At 32.7% G+C, this 12,102-nt stretch carries 11 protein-coding genes and 1 pseudogene; 6 read left to right on the plus strand and 6 right to left on the minus strand.

What is annotated here, in order from left to right; all coding sequences use genetic code 11:
• Positions 1–1,019 (minus strand): AAA family ATPase (locus tag BG20_RS02465; protein ID WP_048096998.1); only part of this gene is annotated, 1,019 nt, incomplete at its 3' end.
• Positions 1,020–1,500: 481 nt separating this feature from the next.
• Here BG20_RS02465 and BG20_RS02470 point away from each other — a divergent pair.
• Entirely contained in the window at positions 1,501–1,887 is a 387-nt protein-coding gene (locus BG20_RS02470) for a hypothetical protein (protein WP_007402645.1), read from the plus strand.
• A 1-nt stretch (position 1,888) separates the two neighbouring features.
• Here BG20_RS02470 and BG20_RS02475 read toward each other — a convergent pair whose 3' ends face one another.
• The 3 genes from BG20_RS02475 to BG20_RS02485 all read right to left on the minus strand — a co-directional run bounded on the left by BG20_RS02475 (position 1,889) and on the right by BG20_RS02485 (position 3,279).
• Positions 1,889–2,050 (minus strand): AbrB/MazE/SpoVT family DNA-binding domain-containing protein, encoded by a 162-nt coding sequence (locus BG20_RS02475; protein ID WP_010190481.1) that lies wholly within the window; start codon positions 2,048–2,050, stop codon positions 1,889–1,891.
• 134 nt (positions 2,051–2,184) lie between these two features.
• Entirely contained in the window at positions 2,185–2,790 is a 606-nt protein-coding gene (locus tag BG20_RS02480; protein WP_010190483.1) for a winged helix DNA-binding protein, read from the minus strand.
• 126 nt (positions 2,791–2,916) lie between these two features.
• On the minus strand, positions 2,917–3,279 hold the full coding sequence (locus BG20_RS02485) for a hypothetical protein (RefSeq protein WP_010190485.1): 363 nt from the start codon (positions 3,277–3,279) through the stop codon (positions 2,917–2,919).
• A gap of 64 nt (positions 3,280–3,343) precedes the next feature.
• Here BG20_RS02485 and BG20_RS02490 point away from each other — a divergent pair.
• The 3 genes and pseudogenes from BG20_RS02490 (at position 3,344) to polC (ending at position 7,486) form a co-directional block, all read left to right on the plus strand.
• Positions 3,344–4,014 (plus strand): annotated as a pseudogene (locus BG20_RS02490) (phosphoglycerol geranylgeranyltransferase).
• A gap of 93 nt (positions 4,015–4,107) precedes the next feature.
• Positions 4,108–5,322: a hypothetical protein gene (locus tag BG20_RS13620; RefSeq protein WP_250635818.1), complete on the plus strand. Its 1,215-nt coding sequence runs from the start codon at positions 4,108–4,110 to the stop codon at positions 5,320–5,322.
• Positions 5,312–7,486, plus strand: coding sequence for a DNA polymerase II large subunit (polC, locus tag BG20_RS02495; protein ID WP_250635819.1), 2,175 nt, complete (start codon positions 5,312–5,314; stop codon positions 7,484–7,486). Before BG20_RS13620 ends, polC begins: the two co-directional genes overlap by 11 nt.
• Position 7,487: 1 nt before the next feature.
• Here the strand turns inward: polC and BG20_RS02500 are convergent, their stop codons facing one another.
• A complete protein-coding gene (locus BG20_RS02500; protein WP_007402639.1) occupies positions 7,488–8,810 on the minus strand; it encodes a serine hydroxymethyltransferase in 1,323 nt (440 codons plus the stop codon).
• A gap of 107 nt (positions 8,811–8,917) precedes the next feature.
• Here BG20_RS02500 and thsB point away from each other — a divergent pair, with 107 nt between their 5' ends.
• Both thsB and BG20_RS02510 read left to right on the plus strand, forming a co-directional pair.
• The gene (gene thsB / locus BG20_RS02505; RefSeq protein ID WP_010190488.1) at positions 8,918–10,621 is read left to right on the plus strand and encodes a thermosome subunit beta; all 1,704 of its coding nucleotides are present in this window, start codon (positions 8,918–8,920) and stop codon (positions 10,619–10,621) included.
• A 60-nt stretch (positions 10,622–10,681) separates the two neighbouring features.
• Entirely contained in the window at positions 10,682–10,960 is a 279-nt protein-coding gene (locus BG20_RS02510) for a hypothetical protein (protein WP_010190490.1), read from the plus strand.
• Here BG20_RS02510 and glnA read toward each other — a convergent pair.
• On the minus strand, positions 10,957–12,102 hold a 1,146-nt coding region (glnA, locus tag BG20_RS02515; protein WP_010190492.1), incomplete at its 5' end, for a type I glutamate--ammonia ligase. The two genes, BG20_RS02510 and glnA, sit on opposite strands and share 4 nt — an antisense overlap.

The following is a 12,102-nucleotide window of genomic DNA, read 5'->3' on the forward strand; positions in this document are numbered from 1 at the left end:
CGTCCAACTACTTTACACAATCCTTTGTAAGATGAATAAATCTCACCTGTAGAGGAGCCTCCTGCTTTCATAATTGCAAGAATGACGAGTTTTTCATGAAGTGGATATGATTTCAACGATGTTTCTTCTTTATTTTCTTCAATTTTCAATGATGCCTCTCTAACATGTTCTTGGGTGACTTTGTCTGATTGTTGTCTTTCAGCAATTTCTCCTGCAACTCTAATAAGATCAATGGCTCTTCTAGCGTCACCATGTTCCCCTCCAGCTAAGGCTGCACAGAGGTTTAAGGCTGGATCTTCAACAGAATTGGGAATGAATGCTTCTTTGATTCTCTCCTCTAAGATTTTTTTAATTTGTTCTACATTATAATTAGTAAAAACCACTTCTTCTTCACCTAGACTACTAATCACTCTAGGATCTAGTTTTTCTTTGAATGTTAGGTCATTTGATATCCCTACCAAGGTTAATGATCCTTGTTTTAGACGTTCGTTTGCTCGGGTTAGTTGGTATAGAATGTCTTTACCTGTTTTAGATACTAGTTGAGCAAGGTAGTCTATTTCATCAATGACAAAAATTGCGTTAATTTTTGATTCATCAATATTATTCAATATTCTTTTGAAAACTTCACTAATTGCTAGACCAGTGCCTGGTAATTCTTTATCAGTCATACCTAACTGTCTCCCAAAACTCACCAGTAATCCATAGAGTGTTGTTTCCTCTTTAGAATTTGAATATACTAATTTTATTGGAAATTTTGATTTTTCTACCCTATCTTGAATTTTATTTAGTACTTTTTTTACTACTAGGGTTTTTCCTGTTCCTGGTTTACCATAAACTAACAAGTTTGATGGTCGTGAATGTTTTAAGATTGGTAATAATGATTGAGTTACTTGTTCTTGTTCAGAGTTTCTATGTTGTATAATATTAGGAATATAAGTAAAATGAAGTATGTCTCTGTTTTTAATTATTGATTTTCCTGATTCAGCTGCATCGAGTAATCTATCAATTGGATCAGATATACTCACACACCACCATTTCTTCTCAACAATAACATAATGATATCTAGATAAAGAGAGTAAAGAATAGAATAGTTATTCTAGTTTAGTTTGTAATTAATTATTTTTAGTTAGATTTTAGATTTTCATTAAAAAAAATTAAAGAAAAAGATAGAGTGGAAAAATAGGTGTGTGGGTTATCTTCTTTGTTAACAATTTGTTAAGTTTATGTTAAAAAATCATCCAAAAAGGCCATTTTAACCCCATTATTTCCATTCCAGGCGTTAAGATAGATGTTAACAATGTGAATATCCTCAATTAGACCCCCTCATTTCCACTCCAGGCATGAATATCCTTACTAATTATACTCAAATATGACTACCTTTGTTAATAACAAAAAATAACCCAGGCGTGGTCTAGGCAGTCAATGTTAACAAACCTCTTAGTTAACAAATATTCTGGGATCCATTGAACTGTTAACATTAGATCCTCATAGATCTCAAAGATGGCAAAAAAACGTATTCGTATTGATATGGAGGATGCAGATGGAGCACGATATGATATAAAATTAGAAGGTAATGTTACCCGTGAGAAGGTTCTTAAAATTTTTGAAATGATGGACTTGATGAATATAGAAGAAGAGCAAGAAACCACCAATATGGATTCAATAGGCTCAAAAATATGGCATATTGTCGATAAATTCTTCCCAATGGGAAAATTCACATCTACAAACATACTGGAAAAATATGAAGATGAGTATAACGAGCCTGTAAAACTTAGTATAATCTCAACATATCTATCCAGATTTTCTACTAAAGGTAAGATAGATAGGATTAGAACTGGACGAGAATGGACATATCAAACCATTAAACTAAGTCAAAAACATCAATAAGTTAAGAAATTGTTATCTTCCGTACGATTAGTCTATCCTTTCCCAAAATCAATTTAACATATTCTCCCTTTTGAATATCCATATACTTTCGAAACTGTTTTGGGATGGAAATTGTTCCTGCTGAAGTGATTTTTACCAAAACCTCATTTTCTTGTACAGACATAATTCTATTATAATTTAATAATATATATAATTTAATATTTTATTATGTTTATATTTTATAATCAAAATTGTCAAAATAAACCTATTTTTTTATAGAATTATCTAAAAACGACTTTGAAAATTAGTAATAATATTTTATGCTATTATGGAATTAGTTTGTAATGTCTTAATTTTTTCTTTTCCTTTTTCTGTAATTGAATAGGTATATGGTTTTGAATTTGTATTTCGTTTAACATAACCATCATCAAATAATTTCTTCATTAACCTTGATGTGTGTTCTCTACTTCGTTTTAATGTGATTTGTATGTCACGTGATGTCATAGCTTTGTCTGTGATTAGATGCAACACATAATCTACTGCATTATTGTGATCTAAATTAGGCATACGATTAGTAGATACAGACTCTACTTTACTACTAACCTCTGTTTTTATAGGCTCAATTGGTTTTTCTATCACTTGTTGATTTTTAGTTAATTTTTCTAAAAATTGCTTTAATTCTAGGTTTGGTTCTTCAATTTTTTGCTCCAAACCCTGCATTTCTATTGAATCTAGGCGTATTTTCATATCAATTAATTGTCTTTCATAGTATTCTAAACGCTCTAATTGTGATGAATCAATCATATCACCTTTAATTTTGATGAATGGACGTACTTTATAGTATGAATACAAACCAACCAAACCTATAACAAATGATGCTATTACAACTAAAATCACTTCAGGATCAGGAATTTCTATTAACATCACAAAAATTATTCATATGTTGTGATTTATCATGATTGAACAATATTATTTTACACTTTAGATTAACAACAACACACATCACAATCACACAAATCTCCCTCATATCATATATTGATAATTAGAATATCACACATTACATGCCTGACGTATGAGCCTGTCAATCACATCAATGACCTGTTCTTCTCTTTCTGGGAATATATCACTCTCATTTATCACACGTATCTGCTCAGAAAGTTTGGATATCACATCAATATCATCAGGTAAAAGTATGCCTAGACCACGTAAAAGTATGATTGAATAGAATAATGCAATTAATTTATCTCTAGATTGCCCAACTTGTCTATAATACGCACCTTTTGTAATGGAGAACTTGGAGTTGAGAAGATCTTTCTGATTTAAAATAATTTCAATTTGTCGTTCAGTAAACAATGATTTTTTGATAATTTGCCGAATAATATTATTAAAATTAGATTGATCAAACTCTACCATAGCTATACAAATCTGTATACCTCACCACAATTAAACTTTAAAACACCATCTGCAAACCCCATTTATGACTGGAAATAAAGTTGAATTATTCTTAAAATCTGAATTAAAAAAGAAAAATGCATTATTGTTTATCTTAATTGATTCTGAAGTTTCAAAACTATCTTCATCACAGAAACTTGCAAAAGACGTTGAGAAAATAGGCGCCTCTGCAATTCTAGTAGGAGGTTCATCTGCAACTGATCAAATTGAAATGGCCGAAGTAGTCAAAGGCATTAAAAAAGGAATTAAAATACCAATTATACTATTTCCTGGAAATGTTACTGGAGTTGTACCTGATGCAGACGCAATTCTCTTTAGTTCATTAATGAATTCAGAAAATCCCTACTTTATCACACAAGCACAAGCACTTGGAGCACCAAGTGTTCTCAAATTTGGTTTAGAGCCATTACCTACAGCATATCTGGTAATTGGAGATGGAACTTCAGCATGGTTTGTAGGCTCTGCACGAGGAATTCCATTTGAAAACCAAAAATTGCTGCAGCATATGCATTAGCAGCTCAATTTCTTGGAATGAGATTTGTTTATTTGGAAGCAGGCTCAGGAGCAAAATCTAGCGTTACTCCTGAAATGGTAAAAACAGTAAGAAAAGCCTTTAATGGATTTTTAATAGTTGGTGGAGGAATTAGAGATGTTAAAACTGCTACAAGTTTAGTTAAGCAGGTGCTGATGCATTAGTTATTGGAACTTTTCTAGAGAAAGGTGGAAGTATTAAAAAATTAGAAGAGATAGCAAAAGCAATTCAAAGAAGTAAGTAAAGAAGATTGTATTATGTCTGAAAATGATGCAATTTCTCGTATTAGTAGTATTAAGATGCCAGATTACTATCTTGATTACTATTCTAATCTATCCAAAGACACCTATACTATTTTTGAGCACGCAGCTTTTGCAAAATCTACATTAGTAGATTCATCAGGAATTATTGAGCCTAAAATTGCATTTGATTTAGCTGATCGAGTTGCCAAAATGCACGATATTGATATCGCTGATCCTTTACGAGAATTATTACGAATTCATGGTAAAGAACTATCCGCATTAATAATATCAAAAGAAATAGCACTTGGAAAATATTTACTTGCTGACGCTACTTTACAACAAAAACTAGACTTGGCAGTTAGAGTCGGTCTTGCTATAGTTACAGAGGGTGTAACTATAGCTCCATTACAAGGAATTAGCGAAGTTACAATAAAGAAAAATAAAGACGGCTCTGATTACCTCTCTGTATCAATTGCTGGGCCTATGCGTTCAGCTGGAGGAACTGAATCAGCAGTTACGATACTAATTGCTGATCATGTACGAAAAGCAGTTGGATTATCAAAATATCAAGCAAATTGTTTTGATGATGAAACTGGTAGATTTGTTGAAGAGCTTCGAATTTATGAAAGAGAAGCAAGCAGTTTTCAATTTCATATTTTAGATGAAGATATTGAACGAGTTATTGCAAATTTACCTGTAGAATTAGATGGTGTAGATACAGATCCTTTCGAAGTTGTAAATCACAAAGGAATGACTCGAATTAAAACAGATAGAGTTAGAGGAGGTGCTTTAAGAGTTCTAAATGACGGATTAATTGGAAGATCCAAAAAATTACTAAAAAGAATTGAACTCTACCAATTAGATGGTTGGGAATGGCTTGGAGATCTAAAAGGAGCAATTCAGACTGGAGATAATCAAGAAGATGCAGCTGCTAAAAGAATGCGTGAGGTAATTACAGGCAGATCTGTATTATCCATGCCTAATAGATTAGGTGGTTTTCGTTTAAGATATGGAAGATCTTGTAATACAGGGTTTGCTGCTGTAGGAATTCATCCTGTAATTGCTGAAATTTTAGATCATACAATTGCTGTAGGGACACAAATCAAAATAGACATTCCAGGTAAAGGTGCAACTGTAGCTTTTGTAGATTCAATTGATACACCAACTGTTCGGCTGAATAATGGTGATGTTGTAAAAATAAAAAATGTAAAACATGGAATTGAAAATTAAAAATGAAATTGAAAAAATTCTTCATTTAGGAGATATTTTAATCTCATTTGGAGATTTCTTAGAAAATAATGCACAGTTAGTTCCTACAGGCTATGTAGAAGAATTCTGGATTGAAGAATTAAAAGAAAAATTAGAAAAATATGCTCCAAATGATAAATATTTAATCCAATTTTTAACTAAAATTCCAACTTTAGACGAAGCATTGAAACTATCATTAGATTTTCAAATACCATTACATCCACAATACCTATACTTTTGGGATCAAATATCCACCGAGGATCTCTTACAAATTATTCAACCAACCAAAATTAATGAAGATTCAATAGAGTATTCTATTGAAGTAAAAAATATTCTTGAAAAACTAGGAGTTCCACATAGAATGAATAACACACAAATAATTCTTGAAGAAACAGAAGCAAAAATTTTCTTTAACTTACTTTTTAGAAACAAACCACAAATTAACGACTCATCAGTACCTCAAATAATATCAAAATCATCTGGAATTCAAATTAAAAATAAATTCTCAACTTCAATTGGAGTAAGAATAGGAAGACCTGAAAAAGCAGCAGCTAGACAAATGAAACCACCAACACACGTCTTATTTCCAATTAATGATAAAGGTGGACCAACAAGAGATCTTCTCAAAGCATCAAGACAAGATAATTTTTTCACTAATATTTTTAATAGATATTGTAAAGAATGCAATGAACCATCTATTGGAATAAAATGTTCTAACTGTGGTACTAAAACCACAATAATCTATCGATGTAATAATTGTCGTGATAAACTTGAAACTCAATACTGTGAAAAATGTAAACGAAAAGCATCTTCACATTCTCACCAAGCTTTTCCATTAAAAGCAAAATTGTTACAGGCACAAGAAAAAACAGGCATACGTGCTCAAGAACCCTTTAAAGGAGTTAAAGAATTAATTAATCAAGATAGAATTGCTGAACCTTTAGAAAAAGGCCTAATTCGTCAAAATTTTGGATTAACTGTTTTCAAAGATGGTACTGTACGATTTGATGCAACAAATTCTCCTCTCACTCAATTCAAACCATCATGGATAGGAACATCTGTTGAAAAACTGAACAGTCTTGGTTACATGCAAGATATTGATGGTAAACCACTTACAAATCCTGACCAGATAGTTGAACTCCGAATGCAAGACATTATTATTCCAAATGAAAGTGCAAGATATCTTGTATCTACTTGTAAATACATCGATACTATCTTAGAAAAATTTTATGAAAAATCAACTTTCTATAATGTTAAAAACACAGATGAATTAATCGGTCATTTAATAATTGGATTAGCACCTCATACATCTGTAGGTATTGTGGGGAGAATAATTGGCTACACAGAAACACATGTTTGTTTTGCAACTCCAAACTGGCATTCTGCTAAAAGACGAGATGCGGATGGTGATGCTGATTCTATAATGCTTTTAATGGATAGTCTTCTAAATTTCTCTAGACAGTTTCTTTCTGATAGAATTGGTGGATTGATGGATGCACCATTATTAATTCAACCACTTGTATTACCACACGAATCACAACCTCAAGCACACAATCTAGAAGTTGTTAAATTTCTTCCACTAGAATTTTTTAAATCAACAAATAACCAAAACAAAGCATCAGATGTAAATTGTGTGGAAATAATCAAATCTCGTCTTGAAACAGAAAGACAATTTTATGGATATTATTTTACTCATTCTACATCATCCCTTACTACATCAAAATCACGTAGTGCTTATTCTACACTGGGATCAATGCTTGATAAATTTGATATGCAAATTAAGAATGCTGAACTAATTGATGCAGTTAACACATCAGAAATTGTTTCCAATGTAATATCCACTCATCTTGTTCCTGATATAATGGGAAATCTACGTGCTTATGCAAGACAGAACTTTCGTTGTACTGCGTGTGGAAAATCATATCGTAGAATGCCACTTATTCAAACATGTATTTGTGGTCATAATTTAATTGCAACAATTACTAGAGGCTCTGTAGAAAAATATCTTAAACTTGCAAAGAAATTAGTTGAAAAATACAATGTTGGTGAATATCAAAAAGGAAGAATTCATGCTTTGTCAGATGAAATAGACTTAGTTTTTGGAAAAAACAAAGGCGATCAATCACTTTTAACTGATTATAGTTAGTCTACCTTAGTTTGACATACTCATATGCACCAAGTTTACTATCAAAACAATAATGTACTTTTTGATAGTCTTTTCTGAATGCTTTAACTTTTGAAAGAATTTTCTTTGGATCTTTCTTCTCAATTACTACCTCTTTCATATATGATGCAATCTCTTTCATTTCATTTTGTTTCATACCTAATCTGGTAATCTCAGAAACTCCTAATCTTATTCCACCTGGATGGAAATAATTACGACCAGCTTTGATATCTCCAGGAATTAGCTGTCTATTTACAATAATGTTTGCTTTTTCTAAATCTGCTTCTACTTTTCCACCATCAGAATAATCTAAAACATTTACAGCTATTTGATGTGATTCTGTAAATCCACGACTTTCTCCTAATACTTTGAAACCTAAATCATTTAGAGATTCAGCAAATACTTTAGCATTTTTTATAACTTGATTTGCATAATCTTTTCCAAATTCTAATGCTTCTGTAAAAGTCACTGCTTTTCCAGCCATATGATGAATGTGATGACTGCTAGTTAATCCAGGAAATGTTGCTTTCTTGATTGCTTCTTCATGCTTTTCAAAACCCAAAACAAGTCCACCTTGAGGTCCGAATAAAGTTTTATGAGTACTCATTGTCATAGTGTCTGCACCTTCACGTAATGGATCCTGAAATCTTCCACCAGCAATTAATCCTGCAACATGAGCAGCATCATAATTGATATGCATATCAAAACTTTTTAGAAAATCTGCTAATTCTTTTACAGGGTGTGGAAACAAAAACAATGATCCACCAAACATTGCCATCTTAGGAAGGTGATTTGCTTTCTTTAATTCCTCCACTTTCTGTTTAGTTTTATCAACATCAATTGTCATTTCTTCAGCATCAAATGGGTAAAATTCAATTTCTAATCCATGAACTAATCCTGCAGTTCCTGAATGCTCCTTCTTACCATGAGAAATATGACCACCAGCTGGAATTGATGGTGCTAACATTACATCACCTGGATTTGTAAAAGCAGAATATACTGCAAGATTTGCAACTACACCAGAAATCGGTCTTACATCTGCAAATTTGGCTTTAAACAACTTTTTTGCAAGCTTCATACATTCAAATTCAACATCATCAATGTAGACACAACCTGCATAGACTCTTTCACCAGGCCAACCTTCAGCATATCTGTTGCCAAAATCTGATATTATTGCCTCTCTGACTGCTGGACTTGGTATATTTTCACTTGCGATCAACGGAATAGAATTTTCAAACCATTTATGATGTTCTTTTAATTTTGAGAAGATTTTATTGTAAGATTCTTTGTTTGCTGATTTGACCATGTTCTGCGGATTTATTTTCCCAATTTAAAAACACCGTTTTTTGGGTAATTACATAACTAATTTTTGATCTGCAACGTATAAAAGGGGAATATCAGATTTTTCCTTCTATGGGTATGCAAGCAACTTCTAAAGGTACAATGCCTGTTGTATTACTAAAAGAAGGAGGCTCTGAAACCAAAGGACGAGACGCTCAAAAAAATAATATTGCTGCAGCTAAGATAATCGCTGAAATTGTCCATACTAGTCTTGGTCCAAGAGGTATGGATAAAATGCTAGTTGACTCTTTAGGCGATGTTACAATTACAAACGATGGTGCAACTATTCTAAAAGAAATTGATGTTCAACATCCTGCAGCCAAAATGCTCGTTGAAATATCAAAAACTACTGATAATGAAGTAGGTGACGGAACTACATCAGCCGTTATTCTTGCCGGTGCTCTTCTAGAGAACGCTGAATCACTTTTAGATCAAGACGTTCACCCAACAATAATAGTTGATGGATATAGAAAAGCAGCAAAAAAGGCAAAACAATTCCTTCAAGAAATAGCAGAAACTGTTTCTTCAAATGATAAAACAATTCTTAATAAAATTGCAAAAACATCTATGCAAACTAAACTAGTAAGAAAAGATTCTGATCAATTAGCTGATATTATTGTGAAAGCAGTTCTTGCAGTTGCTGAGAAAGAAGGTGAAAAATATAACGTTGACATTGATGATATTAAAGTAGAAAAAAAAGCCGGTGGCTCGATTAAAGATTCTGTTATTATTCAAGGTATAGTCCTTGACAAAGAAATAGTTCATGGTGGTATGCCAAGAAAAATTTCTAATGCAAAAATAGCTCTAATTAACAAAGCACTTGAAATTAGTAAAACTGAAACTGATGCTAAAATAAACATCTCAAATCCACAACAATTGAAATCATTTCTTGATGAAGAAAATAGAATGCTAAAGAACATGGTAGATAAAGTCATTGGTTCTGGAGCAAATGTAGTTCTATGTCAAAAAGGAATTGATGATATGGCTCAACACTATCTTGCACAAGCTGGTATTATTGCTGTTAGAAGAATTAAAGAAAGTGATCTCACAAAACTTGCAAAAGCAACTGGTGCAAGAATTGTAAATAATTTAGATGATATTTTTGAAAAAGATTTAGGTGATGCTGAGTTAGTAGAAGAAAGAAAAATTGAAGAAGATAAGTGGGTATTCATTGAAGGTTGTAAACATCCAAAATCTGTTACGTTACTTCTTCGTGGAGGTTCTCAAAGAGTAGTAGATGAAGTTGAACGTTCTGTTCATGATTCACTAATGGTTGTAAAAGATGTGATTGAAAAACCAGAAATTGTTGCAGGTGGTGGTGCACCTGAAACTTATGCTGCAACTAAAATAAGAAGTTGGGCTAAATCATTAGAAGGAAGAGAACAATTAGCTGCAGAAAAATTTGCAGATTCATTAGAATCAATTCCATTAACACTTTCAGAAAATGCTGGAATGGATCCAATTGACACACTAACCGTCCTTCGTTCTAGACAAATGAAAGGTGAAAAATGGACAGGAATTGATGTAATGAAAGGTAAAATTGCAAATATGAAATCTAGTGATATTATTGAACCATTAGCAGTTAAACTTCAAATTGTTTCCGCAGCAGCAGAAGCAGCATGTATGATTCTTAGAATCGATGACGTAATTGCCACTCAAAAATCTGCTGGACCACCACCGGGAGCAGAAGGCGGAATGCCTGGAATGCCTGGAATGGGCGGAATGCCTGGAATGGGCGGAATGGGTGGAATGCCTGATATGGGCGGAATGATGTAAATTCTTTTAAAATAATTTATTTTTCAAAAGTTTATTTGATAATCAAATTTACGAATCTTATTGAATAAAACCACATCAAAAATGCTTACTGGATTCAAGTACATCTATTTGATAGTGTTTTTTGTACTACTCTCAGGATTCTTTCACCCATTAATTACTCACACAAGTATTGATAGTGTAGTACTTGGAACTATGATTTTGTTTGTTGGTCTTGCAGGTGCTGTATTGCTTTACAAAGCAGCTGTATCTGAGAAAAGACGCGAATTATTTCTTGGTGGAGGTTTTGGACTAATAACTATCTCATTATTCTATATTTTTCAGATTATTGGAAGATTTTAGATATCAAAATACAAGTAAAACTCATGAGGATGAGGTCTAATTGAAATTTCTCGCTGATCTCTTCTACCCAATTCTATTAGTGTATCAATCACATCATTTGTATAAATCGAATTAAGGAATTTTCTATCACTCTCTAATTCATCAAGTGCTTCGCCTAAACTCTTTGGAAGAACCCCTATTCCTCTTTTGGCTCTATCTGATTTTGTCATTTTAAAAATATCATCACGAACTTGTTCACCTGGATCAATCTTTTTCTTTACTCCGTCCATACCAGCTGCAGTAACTGCTGCAAATACAAGATATGGGTTTGATGATGGATCAGGAGCTCTAAATTCAAGTCTTTTTAGATTTGCATAACTTTTTCCAGTAAGATGATGTGGTACTCTAACAATTGCAGATCTATTACCTGCACTCCATGCGATATAGGCTGGTGCTTCATATCCTGGAACAAGTCTGTGATATGAGTTTGTAGTAGGATTACAAATTGCAGATAATGCTTTTGCATGATTAATAATTCCACCACAAAAATATTTTGCAGTTTGACTTAATTCATCTTTATCATCAGGATCATAAAACACATTCTCTTTTCCTTTCCATAAACTTACATTGACATGCATACCAGAACCTGCATCCATTGCAACTGGTTTTGGCATCATAGTTGCAACTTTACCGTATTTTTGTGCCACATTTTTTATTACATACTTATAAGATTGCGCCGCATCCGCAGCATTTGTCAAATAATCATATTTGATATCAATCTCACATTGACCTGCAGTAGCAACTTCGTGATGGTGATTATCACATAATATTCCAAAATCATTATTCAATATGTTTACACATTCATTTCTATATGGAGTCAAAGTATCTGAAGGAGTACTTGGGTAATATCCCTCTTGAAGACCCATAGGATATCCTGAACCTTCATTATTCCATGGAGCCTCTTTTGATTCAATTGAATAGGATTGACCTTTGTATGGAGTTAACACATCCCAATGAACTTTATCAAAAACAAAAAATTCAACTTCTGGACCCCAAGCACTATAATCAAATCCTTGAGTTTTTACATATTCCTCTGCTTTTTGAGATATTCCTCTAGGATCCCTTGATAACCTACCTCTATTTCCACCCCAATAGATATCACA

The sequence above is a fragment of the Candidatus Nitrosarchaeum limnium BG20 genome, from assembly GCF_000241145.1.
GTDB classification, from domain to species: Archaea; Thermoproteota; Nitrososphaeria; order Nitrososphaerales; family Nitrosopumilaceae; genus Nitrosarchaeum; species Nitrosarchaeum limnae.

What these genes read in the sequence shown, in the direction of transcription:
- BG20_RS02500 (WP_007402639.1), bottom strand. Translation starts at nt 8,810, where the DNA reads ATGGTCAAATCAGCAAACAAAGAATCTTACAATAAAATCTTCTCAAAA.
- BG20_RS02480 (WP_010190483.1), bottom strand. Translation starts at nt 2,790, where the DNA reads ATGTTAATAGAAATTCCTGATCCTGAAGTGATTTTAGTTGTAATAGCA.
- BG20_RS02485 (WP_010190485.1), bottom strand. Translation starts at nt 3,279, where the DNA reads ATGGTAGAGTTTGATCAATCTAATTTTAATAATATTATTCGGCAAATT.
- BG20_RS02470 (WP_007402645.1), top strand. Translation starts at nt 1,501, where the DNA reads ATGGCAAAAAAACGTATTCGTATTGATATGGAGGATGCAGATGGAGCA.
- BG20_RS02475 (WP_010190481.1), bottom strand. Translation starts at nt 2,050, where the DNA reads ATGTCTGTACAAGAAAATGAGGTTTTGGTAAAAATCACTTCAGCAGGA.
- BG20_RS13620 (WP_250635818.1), top strand. Translation starts at nt 4,108, where the DNA reads ATGTCTGAAAATGATGCAATTTCTCGTATTAGTAGTATTAAGATGCCA.
- thsB (WP_010190488.1), top strand. Translation starts at nt 8,918, where the DNA reads ATGGGTATGCAAGCAACTTCTAAAGGTACAATGCCTGTTGTATTACTA.